Source organism: Pseudomonas sp. EB271-G4-1 (assembly GCF_058791355.1).
This window is the reverse complement of sequence record NZ_JBYTEO010000104.1, coordinates 1-13943: the sequence shown is the minus strand read 5'-3', so window position 1 is coordinate 13943 and position 13943 is coordinate 1. Positions and strand designations below refer to the sequence as shown.

Below are 13943 nucleotides of genomic sequence, written 5' to 3'. Positions count from 1 at the left end.
GAGGGAGTGTCAGTCACGAATATGTGGACTGACACTCCCTCTTCGCGAGCAAGCCCGCTCCCACATTTGCTTTAGGCAACCCAAGGGGATTGGCGAATGACTTCGACAAAATTCATCGGCTTGAACCCCGGTTCCTGATCTATCAAGACATCGGTCTTCACATTGCCGAACGTGGTCTGCGGACGATGGTGCAAGCCGTCGGCAAAGGCGCAGATGATGCACTCCTTGAACCCTTCGCCCCGTGGATGCGCATGCACCACCGCTTCACGCTGCACGGTGGAAACGCTGCGTAGTCCATGCCCAGCACATCCATTTCAACGCCAGCGGTCACCAGCGCCACGGTCGGCCGCAGGTGTTGCGGCACGCCCGGCGTGGGTGATGCTGGAAAGCACCCGCGCGCCGCTCAAGACCGTGGCTTACCAGTGCGGTTTCCGCGATGCCCAACACATGCGCAGCGTGTTCAACCGCAGGCTGGTGGTGACGCCCCAGCAGTTCAGGCAGAATTTTTCGGCGATGGTTTGAGCCATTTATTCTTGAGGACCTCTTCGCGAGCAGGCTCGCTCCCACAGGTGACCGAGTGTCCTCTAATGTGGGAGCGAGCCTGCTCGCGAAGACGTCAGCCCGACCAATGAAAATCTATTGCCCGGACCGCGCTGGCAGCAACTTCAACGTACTGCGCGTATTCGCCGTCACCTCTTCATCATTGAGATGCGCCTGAAAGTAAATCCCCTCGATATACGCCTCAGCCTGATCGTCAAAGTGTTTGTCGAACGGCACGCCACTCTGGCCGACCGGGTTGACCGTCAAACTGTGCGCCGGATCGGCGAAGTCGATCAGGCGCCGGGTCGATGGGCCGTACGTCACCGGCCACGGTGCCGGGCCGATCTTGGCCGACAGGTTGTTCGGCACTTCATGGGTGCCCGGAGCCGCGAACGGACCGATATTGAAGATCCGATCCAATGGCTTTTGCTGCCCCAGCGGGTGGCCATGGGTCAGCGTGTGCGCCTTGCCCCATTGCCATTGCGAGGAATCGGCACCCAGGGTGGCCTTGAGGTGGGCGATGCTGGCAAGCCACGCGACCTTGACGGTGTCGGCGCGGGTTTCCTTGCCGAGGGTATTACGGTTGTCCCACCACGGTGAATCCGCCGTCGCTGCCAGGCGCGGCAGGGCGGCATCGATCACCCGGGTCGAGAGCAGCGTTTCGAAGAAGTCATTGCCCAGTTCGTCATGCATCGCCGCGTCAGCCAGGTTGAACAGGAACTGGTTGAACAGCGTCGCGCTGGTGGACTCCAGCGGGTAGTCGCCTTGCCACTGGGCCAGTTGCTCCACCAGCTTGAGCTCTGAAGGGTCGCTGACCACTTCGCGCAGGGTCGGTATCAGTGGCGCCAGCAGGCGCGTGCCGTAGGCGGTGGTGGTGCCCAGTTGCAGCTTCTGGCTACTGTCCAGATCCCACTTGACGTTCTTGTCGCTGAGCTGGCGATTGAGCTGCTGGCCTCGATCGGCGAGGTTGTAATAACCGGGGATCTCCATTCCCGTCGGCGACAGCGGCTGGAAGTTGGCCGAGACGATATAGCCCCGTGCCGGGTTCTCTTCCTGCGGGTTGGCGCTGAACGGATAGAAGCCGTCCTTGTCGGCATCGCTGGTACTGCCATCGAGGATAAACCACGGCAGCACCCCGGCCGGGCGCTTGGGCAATTGCGCTGCAGCCCACCAGCCGATATCACCCTTGGCATTGGCCCAGACGATGTTCAGGCCGGGAGCCTGGACCTTGGCGGCAGCGCCACGGGCCTTGGCCAGGGTGTCAGCACGGTTGAGTTGGTAGAAGCCTTCGATGATCGGGTTCTGGCTTTCGAGAAAGCCCCACCACATGGCGATCGGCGTTTTGCCGACGCTCTTGCCCAGCGCGTCGTTGACGATCGGGCCATGGGGTGACTGGCGCAGCGTCAGGGTGACCGGTGCCTGGCCCTTGACCGCGATCTGTTGTTCGCTGCTGACCATGTCCACCCACTTGCCGCGATACCAGACCTGATTCGGATTGTCCGGATTGACCTTTTCGGCAATCAGGTCGAGATCGTCGTTCTGGAACATGGTGATGCTCCAGCCGAAGTCCCGGTTCATGCCCAGTGAAGCGAACGGCATCAAGGCCTGGTAATGGCCATAGAGCTCGAAGCCCGGTGCCGAGAGCTGCGCTTCGTACCATACCGACGGTGCGGAAAAACGGATGTGGGGGTCTCCGGCCAGCAGCGGCTTGCCGCTTTTGGTGCGGTTGCCGGCAACCGCCCACGCATTGCTGCCCTCGAACTGCGGCAAGCCATTGTCGGCCAGGGCCTGTTCGCTCAGGCGGGCGAGGGCGTTGAGGTCTTTCCAGTCGGTGCTGGCGAGGGGCGACGGGGCCGCGCTGGGTCGGGGCGCCAACACGCCCTTGGCCTGCCAGTCGAGATCGAAGACGCTCAGATAGCCGGCACCCAATTGATCACGCACGTAGGTCAGCAGTGGTTCGGTGCGAAACGCCGCAGCAAAACTGTAGGCCATGTAGCCGGCGATGCTGATGGTGTCCTGCGCCGTGAACGGGCGCTTGGTTATGCCCAGCACATCGAACTCGACGGGTTTGGCGTGACCGTCCTGGTACTGGTTGATGCCGTCCAGGTAAGCCTGCAGGGCAAGGAAGGCGGGCGATTGCTTGTCCATGTTCGCCAGATAGGTTTCGGCGCGTTCGCGAATGCGCAGGCTGCGCATCAACTTGTCGGTGTCGAGCAGTTTCGGTCCGAGCACCTCGGCCAGTTCGCCCCGGGCAAGGCGACGCAAAACCTCCATCTGGAACAACCGATCCTGGGCATGGACATAGCCGAGGGCGCGGTACAGGTCGGTTTCGTTGTCGGCACGGATGTGCGGGATACCGCGCTCGTCATAGCGCACGGTGACCGAACCTTGCAGGTGCTGCAGCTCCACCATGCCCTGGCGTGATGGCTGCTTGCTGTAGACGTACCAACCGGCGCCGACGGCGAGCGCGACGATCAGCAAACCGAGCGCGGTCAGGCTACGTTTCATGGTGACTCCTTATTGTTATGTGCGACAGCAATTCCCTGGCGAGACTGTTTAACACGACAAGCCGGTTTGGCCCATCGCCCGTAGGAGGGATTCTCGTTTGCTGCCTGCGTTAACTCGTCGGGACGACGGGCCACGGGCAGTAACACCCCACGGCCAGTGTGTGCGTGGCACTCACTTCGCGGCCTTCGTTCAGCGCCTGCAGGATCGGCTCGATAAAGCTGTTGCTGGAATTGCAGGTCAGGCCTTCACTGTAGGGCCCGAAGTACGCCAGCCTGCCATTGCGATCCCAGATCGCCACGGCGGGGCTGGCGGGAATCTGTTCGGAGCCCGGCAGGACGTCGATGGTTTCCAGGCTGCTGAGCGTGGCGGGTAGTTGGCCGTGGCTGCCAGGCCTTTGCACTGCATAGAACTCCACACCGTGCGGGACATAGCGCTCGACCAGTTCGGTCAGGTGCTGTTGATTGCCCACGTTGCACGGGCAGGCCGGGTCCCAGAAATGCACGAGTCGGATGGCGCCGGGGCCGGCGAGATGGTCGGGCAGGCGTAGCGGATCACCGGAGAATAACGCCGTGTGCTCGCTGAATGCCCGCAGATAGCGCCCCTGAAACCAATCGTAGGCCGCCCACAGCACCCCGGCGCACACGAGGGCGAGCAAGCTGGCGAGCAGGGTGGCGCGATAGTGCGAGCGCATGGTGTCACTCCTTGTGGGTCGGTTAGCTTGCCATGCTTGCCGCGACAGATGAATATCGCAGGTCTATAAAGTCCGCTTCGCGCTCTGGAATGCCCATGTCAGTGACCTTCGATCCCGATCATCTGCGTGCCAGCCTGCGGCCGCTGGCTCAAGGGCAGCCGTTGTCGGCGGAGGCCCAGGCTTATCAACGGTTTTATGGACTGGATTTTTCCTCGCGTAAGGTTCGCAGCGCCCTCGGTTGTTTTCAGGTCGATGGTTACGAAGTGGTCAGCCAGGTCTGGTGGCCAGAGCAGGTGAAGGCGACGCTGTTTGTCTTTCACGGGTTCTACGACCACACCGGCCTCTATCGGCATGTGATCGAATGGGCGCTGGAGCAAGGCTTCGCGGTGATTGCCTGCGACTTGCCGGGCCATGGGCTTTCCAGTGGCGAGCGGGCGAGCATCAAGGACTTCGCCGAGTATCAGGACACCCTGCAAGGCTTGTTTGCCGAGGCCCGATCGCTCGAGCTGCCACAACCCTGGCATCTATGTGGCCAGAGCACTGGTGGCGCCATCGTGATCGATCATGTGCTCAACGCGGGGGCGGGCAGTCCGGCCCAGGGCCAGGTGATCCTGTTGGCGCCGCTGGTGCGGCCACGGGCGTGGGGCTGGTCGCAACTGAGCTATTACCTGCTCAGGCCTTTCGTCAAAGCCATTGCCCGGCGTTTCAGCGAGAACTCCAACGACCCGGAGTTCTTGCCGTTCCTGCAATCCGATCCGTTGCAACCGCTGCGATTGCCGACGGCATGGGTCGGGGCGTTGGCGCGTTGGATCAAGCGCGTCGAAGCGGCGCCGGCAAGTACCAGGCGACCGTTGATAGTGCAGGGGCAAGCGGACATGACGGTGGATTGGCAGCACAACCTTGAGGTGCTGCGGGGCAAGTTCGATCGTCCGCAGGTATTGATGCTGCCTGAGGCACGGCATCATCTGGCGAATGAAACGTTGGTGCTGCGCGGGGAGTATTTCGGGTTTTTGACCAAGCGGATCAAGGGCCGGAATCTTTAGTGACCCTGCCGGCCTCTTCGCGAGCAGGCTCGCTCCCACATTAGACCGCGTCTATCTGAAAGCTCGATCCACTGTGGGAGCGAGCCTGCTCGCGAAAGCGGTCTAGCGGACGCTGAAAACTATTGGGTCAGATTCGAAGTACTCTGCCCCACCGCCAACCCGGCCCGAATCGCCGCCAGCGCCGCCTGGTAATAGGCTTTGCCTTCAGATGACTCGGCAAATGTGGCGAATTCTTCGAGCTCCTCATCCGACAGGTCGCGGTAGACGTACAGCAGCGTGTTGTTCAGGTCGTTGCCGATCTGTTCCATCAAGCGCTGGCGCTGCCCATTCAGCATGCTTTGGGTCTGGCCGGCGCCGAGCAGGCCGGGGATCATCGAACTGAGACTGTCGGCCGCAACACCGGCAATCGCCAGGCTGACTTCCGCGCCGGCCTCGCGAGCAGGCAGGGCCTGGGCCAGGTGGCCGATGATCAGCAGCCGGCTGTCGCTGGCCTGCATCTTGGGCAGGCCCTTGGCATTTTTCGCCAGTTGATCGCGGCGGGTTGCGAGCAATTCGGCGGCGACGATTTTCTTGCCCAGCGGCGATTGAAAGAACGCCAGCGCCGGCTTCGGATCGGCGAGGCTCTTGCGCAGCTGTGCTTCGGCACGCTGGTCCACGGCCTTGGGTGCGAAACGCTGATTGCTGTTGTCGACCAGCGCCTGGAAAACCGCCGGTGGCAGGCTGCTTTGGTAGCGCTGTTGCGCGGCCGTGAGGGCGTCGTTGAAATGCGCGCGTTGTTCTGGCCAGCCGGCGACCTTGTACAGTTGGGCGTGGCCGTCTGCCCAGGCGGGCATAACACAGAGCATCAGCAGGGAGAAAAGCAAACGGCGCATAGGGACTCCTGTCAGCAGGCGACTATTCTCCGTGTGGCATCCAGTCTTGTCGAGAATTCGTATCAACCCGCTGCATGGCTCTGTCGGATTTTCAGGCGCAGGAATACTATGCGCGCCATGCAAATACCTTCTGATCACCCACTGCTGTTACAAATCGTCGACGACCTGGCTACCCACGGTTGGTCGCAGCAGAATATTTTCCTGCCTCAGGATCTGACCCGAGCCTTGGCGGCTGAGTGCCGTAAACGTGCGGCCGAAGGTGAGTTGGCCCCGGCTGCCGTGGGTCGAGGGCCGTCGTCGGAGATTCGCGAGGGGATTCGCGGCGATCATATCCAGTGGATCGAGCCCGGCCAGGTCGAGGTCTGCGACAGCTATCTGGCGTTGATGGACAGCCTGCGCGAGGCGCTCAACCGTGGCCTGTTCCTGGGGCTGGAGGACTTTGAGAGTCATTTCGCGATGTACCCGCCTGGCGCTTTCTACCTCAAGCATGTCGACCGGTTCCGTGACGACGACCGGCGCATGGTGTCGGCGGTGGTCTACCTCAACGATGCCTGGCTGCCTGAGCAGGGTGGTCAGTTGCGCATGTACCTGGAAGAAGGTGCGCAATACGATGTAGTACCCATCGGTGGATGCCTGGTGGTATTCCTGTCGGGGGAGGTCCCCCATGAAGTCCTGCCTGCGAGCCGTGAGCGCCTGTCGTTGACCGGCTGGTTCCGGCGTCGAGGCAATGAGCCGTTCTGATCATGCAAAAGATACTGGTAAGCCGCTGCCTGCTGGGTCACCGCGTACGTTATGACGGCGGGGCCAGCGGGCCCTTCGATCAGTTGCAGCGGTGGATCGACGAAGGTCGGGTGGTGCCGTTGTGTCCGGAAGTTGCCGGTGGCCTGCCGACGCCACGGGCGGCGGCGGAAATTCCCGGTGGGCAGGGCGGCGAAGTACTCGATGGCCAGGCCGCGGTGATCACCACGGAAGGCGAGGATGTCAGTGCGCAGTTTCTGTCAGGGGCTTATCAAGCCCTTGAACTGGTGCAACAACACGACATACGCATTGCCGTGCTCAAGGCCAATAGCCCGTCGTGCGGCAATCTGCTGACCTATGACGGGACGTTCAGTGGAGTGAAAGTCACGGGCGAAGGGGTCACGGCGGCGCTGCTCAGGCGCCATGGGGTGCGGGTCTTCAGTGAGCTGGAACTCGCGAATGCGGCTCAGGCACTGGCAGCACTCGATTAACGACCCACACAAAACCACACAGGTTTGGCTTGCGACTCAGGGGTTCGGTGCCACACCGGTATCCGGCCCCAGCCACTTCTTCTCCAGCGCCTCCAGTCGCCCATCCGCCTTGATCCGTTGCAGCGCGCTTTCCAGGCTGGCGTGGAACGCCGGGTTACCTTTCTGGAATGGAATCGACAAGCTCACTGCCTGGGCCACTTTCGGTTTTGCCTCTGTCAACGACTGCACCAGCAATATCGAGCGTGGCTCTTCTTTCTGCGCGATCAATTGCGCATTGGCCTTGATGTAAGGCTCGGTGAAATCGAAACGATCCGAAAGCGCCGGGGTCTGTGCAATGTGGTTGATGGCGATGTCGTATTTGCCACTTTCCACGCCGGCCAGCAAATCACTGGCATCTGTCACGACAAAGTCGGCGCGAACCTCCAGTTCGTTGGCCAGCAGTTGGCCCAACTCGACTTCGAAGCCCTTTAGATTGCCATCCTCCTTGAAACTGAAGGGGGGGGTATTAGCCTCAAGGGCAATGCGCAATTCACCGCGATCGTTCACGTCGTCAATCAGTTCGGCATGAGCCAACGGGCTCAAAAGGGGTAGCAGGCAGATCAGGCCAGGCAGAAAACGCATGGTCACTCCTTTGAAATCATTATCGCGACGCTCTGGATCAGGCTCGCTTTGCTATGGTTGTCGAGTGCCTTTCGACAACGATTGACCATGAAGTTGTGATGGTCACGCGAATTTTACGTAAAAACTGGAGAAGAGAATGAAAACCTTTATGTCACGTGCTGCTCTGGCTGGTCTGCTGATGGGTGTTTCAGTGTTGGCCAGTGCAGCAACGCCAGCCCCGAAAGGTGCTGAAGTGTCCATTGTTTCTCCCAAAGATGATGCCACGGTTCCGCAGACGTTCGTGGTGAAGTTCGCTGTCGAGAACATCGCGTTGGCGCCAGCTGGCGATGCCACCAAAAACACGGGCCACCATCACCTGCTGATTGACGTGGACAAACTGCCGGCGGCTGGCCAGCCGATCCCGAACGATGCCAACCACCTGCACTTCGGCAAGGCGCAGACCCAGGCTGAAGTAACGCTGCCGCCGGGCAAGCATACCTTGCAGCTGGAGTTGGGCGACAGCGGTCACATGCCGTTCGACCCACCGATCGTCTCCGAGAAGATCACTGTAAACGTCAAATAAAAAAAGGGAGCCCCTTCGCAGGGGCTCCCTTTTTAATGCCGCACGCTGCTCTTAGAACAGAACGCGGCTACGAATGGTGCCGTTGACGTGTTGCAGTTTCTGTTGCGCCAGGTCCGAGTACTCGGCATCTACGTCGATCACCACGTAGCCGACTTTCTCGTTGGTCTGCAGGAACTGACCGGAAATGTTGATGCCGTTTTCGGCGAAGACCTTGTTGATCTCGCTCATCACGCCCGGGATGTTCTCGTGGATGTGCAGCAGGCGATGCTTGCCAGGGTGAGCCGGCAGGGCTACTTCCGGGAAGTTCACGGACGATACCGAAGTACCGTTGTCGCTGTACTTGACCAGTTTTTCTGCCACTTCCAGGCCGATGTTGGCCTGCGCTTCGGCGGTGGAACCACCGATGTGCGGCGTCAGGATCACGTTGTCCAGGCCACGCAGCGGGCTTTCGAACTCTTCGTCGTTGGAGCGTGGCTCCACCGGGAACACGTCGATGGCCGCGCCGATCAGGTGCTTGTCCTTGATCGCGTCCGCCAGGGCGTCCAGCTCGACCACGGTGCCGCGAGCGGCGTTGATCAGGATGCCGCCCTTCTTGATGGCGCGGATTTCCTTCTCGCCGATCATCCACTGGGTGGCAGCGGTTTCCGGTACGTGCAGGGTCACGATGTCGGACATGCCCAGCAGTTCGTGCAGGTTGCCGACCTGGGTGGCGTTACCCAGTGGCAGCTTGGTCACGGTGTCATAGAAGTACACCTGCATGCCCAGGCCTTCGGCCAGGACCGACAGCTGAGTACCGATCGAGCCGTAACCGACGATGCCCAGCTTCTTGCCGCGGATCTCGAAGGAGTTGGCCGCACTCTTGATCCAGCCACCACGGTGGCAGGAAGCGTTCTTCTCAGGGATACCGCGCAGCAACAGGATCGCTTCGGCCAGCACCAGCTCGGCAACGGAGCGGGTGTTGGAGTACGGCGCGTTGAACACCGCGATACCGCGTTCGCGGGCAGCGCTCAGGTCGACCTGGTTGGTGCCGATGCAGAAACACCCTACAGCTACGAGCTTCTTCGCGTGATCGAAGATCTCTTCGGTCAGTTGAGTGCGCGAGCGAATGCCGATGAAGTGAGCATCAGCGATCTTTTCCTTGAGCTGGGCTTCCGGCAGAGAACCTGTGAGGTACTCGATGCTGGTGTAGCCCGCCGCCTTGAGGACGTCGACAGCCGATTGGTGGACGCCTTCGAGAAGAAGGAACTTGATCTTGCTCTTATCGAGAGAAGTCTTGCTCATCTGCGTAAACCTGTATCCCGGAGAAAAATGGCAGGGAAGGGAGCAGCCCGGAGCTGACCCGCACGGCAAGAAAGCCGTCACCGCAGAACAGCCGTTGGGCACTATGCTGCGGGGTCGGTATGCTAGCATATGCACCCCGCTAAACACTCATTCCTGCGACGTGAAGCGTTCTCAGGATGACCATGAATTGTTCGAGAGTTCTGTCGATGACCAATCCTGCCCTGATTGATGAGCTGAAGACCCTGGTTGAGCCTGGCAAGGTGCTGACCGATGCCGACTCCCTGAATGCTTACGGTAAGGATTGGACCAAGCATTTCGCTCCGGCTCCGACCGCCATCGTGTTCCCCAAGACCACCGAACAGGTCCAGGCCATCGTCCTGTGGGCCAACAAACACAAGGTGGCGCTGGTGCCTTCCGGTGGCCGCACCGGCCTTTCCGCCGCCGCAGTGGCAGCCAATGGCGAAGTGGTCGTGTCCTTCGACTACATGAACCAGATCCTCGACGTGAACCTCACCGACCGCACTGCCGTTTGCCAGCCGGGCGTGGTCACCGAACATCTGCAGAACGTGGCCGAAGAAAAGGGCCTGTACTACCCGGTGGACTTCGCTTCGGCAGGTTCGAGCCAGATTGGCGGCAATATCGGCACCAATGCCGGCGGGATCAAGGTGATTCGCTACGGCATGACCCGTAACTGGGTGGCCGGCATGAAAGTCGTCACCGGCAAGGGCGACGTGCTGGAGCTGAACCGAGACCTGATCAAGAACGCCACCGGCTACGACATGCGCCAGCTCTTCATCGGCGCCGAAGGCACCCTGGGCTTCGTGGTGGAAGCGACCATGCGCCTGGATCGCGCGCCGAAAAATCTTACTGCCATGGTCCTCGGCACCGCCGATTTCGACTCGATCATGCCGGTGCTGCATGCCTTCCAAGGCAAGCTCGACCTGACCGCTTTCGAATTCTTCTCCGACAAGGCCCTGGCCAAGGTCATGGGCCGTGGTGATGTGCCGGCTCCGTTCGAAACCGATTGCCCGTTCTACGCGCTGCTGGAATTCGAAGCGACCACCGAAGAAGTGGCCAACCACGCCCTGGAAACGTTCGAGCACTGTGTCGAGCAGGGCTGGGTCCTGGACGGTGTGATGAGCCAGAGCGAAACCCAGTTGCAGAACCTGTGGAAACTGCGCGAATACATTTCCGAAACCATTTCCCACTGGACGCCGTACAAGAACGACATTTCGGTGACCGTGTCGAAAGTGCCGGCATTCCTCAAGGAAATCGACGCGATCGTCGGCGAACACTACCCGGACTTCGAAATCGTCTGGTTTGGTCACATCGGCGACGGCAACCTGCACTTGAACATTCTCAAGCCGGATAACTTGAGCAAGGACGAGTTCTTCGCCAAGTGCGCAACCGTCAACAAGTGGGTGTTCGAAACTGTCGAGAAGTACAACGGCTCGATTTCCGCCGAACACGGCGTGGGCATGACCAAGCGTGATTACCTGACCTACAGCCGCTCCCCGGTTGAGATCGAGTACATGAAAGCGGTCAAGGCGGTGTTCGACCCGAACGGGATCATGAACCCGGGCAAGATTTTCGCTGTTTGACTTTAAGAGCTACGAACCAGGAGTCGGTCCATGAGCTATCAGCACCAGTATGTCGACGGTACGCGTATTCACTTCCCGCTGGGGAAAGTGGTGTGCATCGGCCGTAACTACGCCGAACACGCCAAGGAACTGGACAACCCGGTGCCGACCGAGCCGCTGCTGTTCATCAAGCCGGGCAGTTGTGTGGTGCCGCTGGAAGGCGGTTTCAGCATTCCGACCGAGCGTGGCTCGGTGCATTACGAAGCGGAAATCGCCGTACTGATTGGCAAGCCGTTGTCGACCAAGCCCAGCGTTGAAGAAGTGCTGGACGCCATCTCCGGCTTCGCCCCGGCCCTGGACCTGACCCTGCGCGACAAGCAGGCCGAGCTGAAATCCAAGGGCCTGCCCTGGGAAATCGCCAAGTCCTTCGACGGCGCAGCAGTGATTGCCCCGTTCGTTTCCGGCAGCACCTTCGCCGACCTGACCGACATCGGCATCCGCCTGACCATCAACGGCGAAGTGCGCCAGGATGGCAACAGCAGTGCGATGCTCAACCCGATCGTGCCGATGATCCAGCACATGGCCGGTTGCTTTTCGCTACAGGCCGGTGACGTGATCCTCACTGGCACACCGGTGGGCGTGGGTCCGCTGAATGTCGGCGACGAGATCGTCCTGGAACTGCCGGGCGCAAGCAGCTTCACCAGCAGCGTTCGCTAAGCAACGCAAACCCTTTGTAGGAGCGAGCATGCTCGCGATGTACCCGAGATCGACGCGGGATGCCTGGTATCCAGCGTTATCGTTGGCGACCATCGCGAGCATGCTCGCTCCTACATTAGGGCAGTGCGACTGCTCCTATCCCGCCATTTCCCGTTTTTTTCACATGATGTCTGGATAATTTCCACGGCTTTCGGCATCTGAGCCGGGCCAAATTGTGCTATTACCCCTAGCCTGAATTTCTGGAACGCATGCCCTGATGGCCACTCAACCAATCTCGTCGCTCAAACCTGCCCGTCGCTCGCGCTTTGCCCTGCGTTGGTATTCCTGGCTGTTGCTGCTGGTCGCCGCTGCCTACGGTTTGGCGTTTGCCATGCATTGGGATGACCGCGGCGTGCTCTGGGTGCTGGAGCGTTTTGAAAGCCCGGCCGAACGTCAGGGCAGCGTCTGGCTGCCGGACTATCATGCGGTGATCGACGCCAAGCCACTTCCGGGCATGGAAAAGGACGAGGCGTCGGACGTCACCTACGATGCCCAGACCAAAACCCTGTTTTCGGTAATGGGTAAGAACCCGTTCCTGGTCGAGTTGTCGCTGCAAGGCGATGTGCTGCGCAAAATGCCCTTGGTAGGCTGGAGCAATCCTGAAGGGGTAACAGCGCTGGGCAATGGAATGCTGGCCATTGTCGATGAGCGTGACCACCAGATCTCCCTCGTCAAGGTCGATGCCGGCACTCGCGAGCTGAACTTCGCTGATTTCCCGAAGTTCGACCTTGGCCCTTCGAAAGACCAGAACAAGGCGTTTGAGGCGGTCGTATGGGATGCGCGCAATCAGCAAATGCTGCTCGGCGAAGAGCGTCCGCCCGCGCTGTTCACCTGGAAAGGCGACGGCACGACGCTCAGCGGCGACAAGCAAAAGCTGGCCAGTGACGAGCTGGACATCCGCAACCTGTCTGCCCTTGCCATCGATCCGCGCACGGGCCACACCCTGGTGTTGTCCGCTGACTCCCACCTGTTGCTGGAGCTGGACGAGAAAGGCGAACAGGTCAGCTTCATGACCTTGCTGGGTGGCTTCAACGGCTTGAAAAAAACCATCCCACGGGCTGAAGGCGTGACCATGGACGAGGCCGGCACGATGTACATCGTGAGTGAGCCAAACCTGTTTTACCGTTTCGAAAAGCAGAAATAATCAACTTTTCGTGTAGGCTTTTTCGCCTCTGGTTGTAGGATCAGGCCAATGGCCATTAAGCTTCAGTTCAGGCAGGCGTGATATTTCATCCGCCTGTCCTGAAGCCGAGCCCGCCTGAATGCGCCGATTAGCCCGCCCCAAACCTCTGCTGTTGCTCCTGTCGGTGATTGCCCTGAGCGTATTGATCGCGTTCGGGCAGCATTTACGCCTGTTCGAGCGCACCTGGTTCAACCTGCGCACGCTCTGGCAGCCGATGAGCACCCAGTCCATCGGCCTGGATCAGTATCGGGTGGTGCTGGAGGGGCAGGTCATTGAAGGGCTGGACGATGATGTTTCAGCCTTGACCTACGACCCGGTGCGCAAAAGCCTGTTCACGGTCACCAATCAAAACTCCGAATTGATCGAGCTGTCGCTCGACGGCAGGATCTTGCGGCGCATCGCGTTGGTCGGTTTTGGTGATCCTGAAGCTGTCGAGTTCATCAGCGCCGACACCTACGTGATCACGGACGAGCGCCAGCAGCGCCTGATCAAGATCCATCTGGAGCATGACACCAGCTTTCTCGACGCCGCGGACGCGGAACAGATGACCCTCGGTGTGCACATGAGCGGCAACAAGGGGTTCGAAGGCTTGGCTTACGATTCGGTAGGCAAGCGCTTGTTTGTCGCCAAGGAGCGTGACCCGATGCTGATCTACGAAGTGCACGGCTTTCCGCATTTCAATCCGGAAAAGTCCTACGCGGTACATGTGGTCAACAATCCCAAGCGCGACGCCGGGATGTTTGTGCGGGATTTGTCGAGCCTGCAATACGACGAGCGCAGCGGGCACTTGCTGGCGCTGTCCGACGAGTCGCGGCTGATTCTGGAGCTGGATGTGGATGGTCGACCGCTGAGCACCATGTCATTGAACAAGGGGCGGCAAGGTCTGCAAAAGACCGTACCGCAAGCGGAAGGTATCGCCATGGACGACGACGGTACGATGTACTTGGTGAGTGAACCGAATCTGTTCTACGTCTTCAAGAAACCACCGCAGAACTAACAAACACCGCAAATCAACTGTGGGAGCGGGGGGGGGGGGGGGGGGGGGGGGGGGGGGGGGGGGGGGGGGGGGGGGGGGGG

Annotated in this window: 13 protein-coding genes and 2 pseudogenes; 9 read left to right on the top strand and 6 right to left on the bottom strand. The window is 60.3% G+C overall.

What is annotated here, in order from left to right:
• Positions 1–71 precede the first annotated feature (71 nt).
• A pseudogene (locus tag AC3WWR_RS29675) lies at positions 72–373 on the bottom strand (phosphohydrolase); the annotation flags it as partial.
• Here AC3WWR_RS29675 and AC3WWR_RS29670 point away from each other — a divergent pair.
• Positions 370–522, top strand: a pseudogene (locus tag AC3WWR_RS29670) (helix-turn-helix domain-containing protein); the annotation flags it as partial. The pseudogenes AC3WWR_RS29675 and AC3WWR_RS29670 sit on opposite strands and share 4 nt — an antisense overlap.
• Before the next feature lie 114 nt (positions 523–636).
• Here AC3WWR_RS29670 and AC3WWR_RS29665 read toward each other — a convergent pair.
• Both AC3WWR_RS29665 and AC3WWR_RS29660 read right to left on the bottom strand, forming a co-directional pair.
• Positions 637–3048, bottom strand: a complete 2412-nt coding sequence (locus AC3WWR_RS29665; RefSeq protein ID WP_492599291.1) for a penicillin acylase family protein — start codon at positions 3046–3048, stop codon at positions 637–639.
• Between the two features lie 109 nt (positions 3049–3157).
• Complete coding sequence (locus AC3WWR_RS29660; RefSeq protein WP_033041952.1) at positions 3158–3739, bottom strand: DUF6436 domain-containing protein; 582 nt, start codon at positions 3737–3739, stop codon at positions 3158–3160.
• Positions 3740–3834: 95 nt separating this feature from the next.
• On the opposite strand from AC3WWR_RS29660, the gene bipL reads away from it, so the two are divergent.
• The gene (gene bipL, locus AC3WWR_RS29655; RefSeq protein ID WP_033041951.1) at positions 3835–4782 is read left to right on the top strand and encodes a phospholipase BipL; all 948 of its coding nucleotides are present in this window, start codon (positions 3835–3837) and stop codon (positions 4780–4782) included.
• A 119-nt stretch (positions 4783–4901) separates the two neighbouring features.
• Here bipL and AC3WWR_RS29650 read toward each other — a convergent pair whose 3' ends face one another.
• Positions 4902–5654 carry a DUF2059 domain-containing protein gene (locus tag AC3WWR_RS29650; protein ID WP_033041950.1) on the bottom strand — a complete coding sequence of 251 codons (753 nt, stop codon included), beginning with the start codon at positions 5652–5654 and terminating at the stop codon, positions 4902–4904.
• 108 nt (positions 5655–5762) lie between these two features.
• On the opposite strand from AC3WWR_RS29650, the gene AC3WWR_RS29645 reads away from it, so the two are divergent.
• Together AC3WWR_RS29645 and AC3WWR_RS29640 are read left to right on the top strand one after the other, a co-directional pair.
• Positions 5763–6395 carry a 2OG-Fe(II) oxygenase gene (locus tag AC3WWR_RS29645; RefSeq protein ID WP_033041949.1) on the top strand — a complete coding sequence of 211 codons (633 nt, stop codon included), beginning with the start codon at positions 5763–5765 and terminating at the stop codon, positions 6393–6395.
• A gap of 2 nt (positions 6396–6397) precedes the next feature.
• Positions 6398–6883: a 2-thiouracil desulfurase family protein gene (locus AC3WWR_RS29640; protein WP_020797312.1), complete on the top strand. Its 486-nt coding sequence runs from the start codon at positions 6398–6400 to the stop codon at positions 6881–6883.
• 36 nt (positions 6884–6919) lie between these two features.
• Here the strand turns inward: AC3WWR_RS29640 and AC3WWR_RS29635 are convergent, their stop codons facing one another.
• Positions 6920–7504, bottom strand: coding sequence for a transporter substrate-binding domain-containing protein (locus AC3WWR_RS29635; RefSeq protein ID WP_020797313.1), 585 nt, complete (start codon positions 7502–7504; stop codon positions 6920–6922).
• Between the two features lie 136 nt (positions 7505–7640).
• Here AC3WWR_RS29635 and AC3WWR_RS29630 point away from each other — a divergent pair, with 136 nt between their 5' ends.
• On the top strand, positions 7641–8066 hold the full coding sequence (locus AC3WWR_RS29630) for a DUF4399 domain-containing protein (protein WP_020797314.1): 426 nt from the start codon (positions 7641–7643) through the stop codon (positions 8064–8066).
• A gap of 51 nt (positions 8067–8117) precedes the next feature.
• On the opposite strand, the gene serA is transcribed toward AC3WWR_RS29630, so the two are convergent.
• Entirely contained in the window at positions 8118–9347 is a 1230-nt protein-coding gene (serA, locus tag AC3WWR_RS29625; RefSeq protein ID WP_020797315.1) for a phosphoglycerate dehydrogenase, read from the bottom strand.
• Between the two features lie 206 nt (positions 9348–9553).
• On the opposite strand from serA, the gene AC3WWR_RS29620 reads away from it, so the two are divergent.
• From AC3WWR_RS29620 to AC3WWR_RS29605, 4 genes are all read left to right on the top strand, one after another.
• Positions 9554–10948: an FAD-binding oxidoreductase gene (locus AC3WWR_RS29620; protein WP_033041948.1), complete on the top strand. Its 1395-nt coding sequence runs from the start codon at positions 9554–9556 to the stop codon at positions 10946–10948.
• Between the two features lie 30 nt (positions 10949–10978).
• Positions 10979–11644: a fumarylacetoacetate hydrolase family protein gene (locus AC3WWR_RS29615; RefSeq protein WP_020797317.1), complete on the top strand. Its 666-nt coding sequence runs from the start codon at positions 10979–10981 to the stop codon at positions 11642–11644.
• A gap of 256 nt (positions 11645–11900) precedes the next feature.
• A complete protein-coding gene (locus AC3WWR_RS29610) occupies positions 11901–12827 on the top strand; it encodes an SdiA-regulated domain-containing protein (protein ID WP_020797318.1) in 927 nt (308 codons plus the stop codon).
• A gap of 118 nt (positions 12828–12945) precedes the next feature.
• Positions 12946–13863, top strand: a complete 918-nt coding sequence (locus AC3WWR_RS29605; RefSeq protein ID WP_020797319.1) for an SdiA-regulated domain-containing protein — start codon at positions 12946–12948, stop codon at positions 13861–13863.
• Positions 13864–13943: the final 80 nt, after the last annotated feature.

Bases quoted from the DNA above. Each gene is read 5' to 3' on its own strand.
- AC3WWR_RS29635 (WP_020797313.1), bottom strand. From the start codon at position 7,504: ATGCGTTTTCTGCCTGGCCTGATCTGCCTGCTACCCCTTTTGAGCCCG.
- AC3WWR_RS29640 (WP_020797312.1), top strand. From the start codon at position 6,398: ATGCAAAAGATACTGGTAAGCCGCTGCCTGCTGGGTCACCGCGTACGT.
- bipL (WP_033041951.1), top strand. From the start codon at position 3,835: ATGTCAGTGACCTTCGATCCCGATCATCTGCGTGCCAGCCTGCGGCCG.
- AC3WWR_RS29605 (WP_020797319.1), top strand. From the start codon at position 12,946: ATGCGCCGATTAGCCCGCCCCAAACCTCTGCTGTTGCTCCTGTCGGTG.
- AC3WWR_RS29615 (WP_020797317.1), top strand. From the start codon at position 10,979: ATGAGCTATCAGCACCAGTATGTCGACGGTACGCGTATTCACTTCCCG.
- serA (WP_020797315.1), bottom strand. From the start codon at position 9,347: ATGAGCAAGACTTCTCTCGATAAGAGCAAGATCAAGTTCCTTCTTCTC.
- AC3WWR_RS29610 (WP_020797318.1), top strand. From the start codon at position 11,901: ATGGCCACTCAACCAATCTCGTCGCTCAAACCTGCCCGTCGCTCGCGC.
- AC3WWR_RS29660 (WP_033041952.1), bottom strand. From the start codon at position 3,739: ATGCGCTCGCACTATCGCGCCACCCTGCTCGCCAGCTTGCTCGCCCTC.
- AC3WWR_RS29650 (WP_033041950.1), bottom strand. From the start codon at position 5,654: ATGCGCCGTTTGCTTTTCTCCCTGCTGATGCTCTGTGTTATGCCCGCC.
- AC3WWR_RS29630 (WP_020797314.1), top strand. From the start codon at position 7,641: ATGAAAACCTTTATGTCACGTGCTGCTCTGGCTGGTCTGCTGATGGGT.
- AC3WWR_RS29620 (WP_033041948.1), top strand. From the start codon at position 9,554: ATGACCAATCCTGCCCTGATTGATGAGCTGAAGACCCTGGTTGAGCCT.
- AC3WWR_RS29645 (WP_033041949.1), top strand. From the start codon at position 5,763: ATGCGCGCCATGCAAATACCTTCTGATCACCCACTGCTGTTACAAATC.
- AC3WWR_RS29665 (WP_492599291.1), bottom strand. From the start codon at position 3,048: ATGAAACGTAGCCTGACCGCGCTCGGTTTGCTGATCGTCGCGCTCGCC.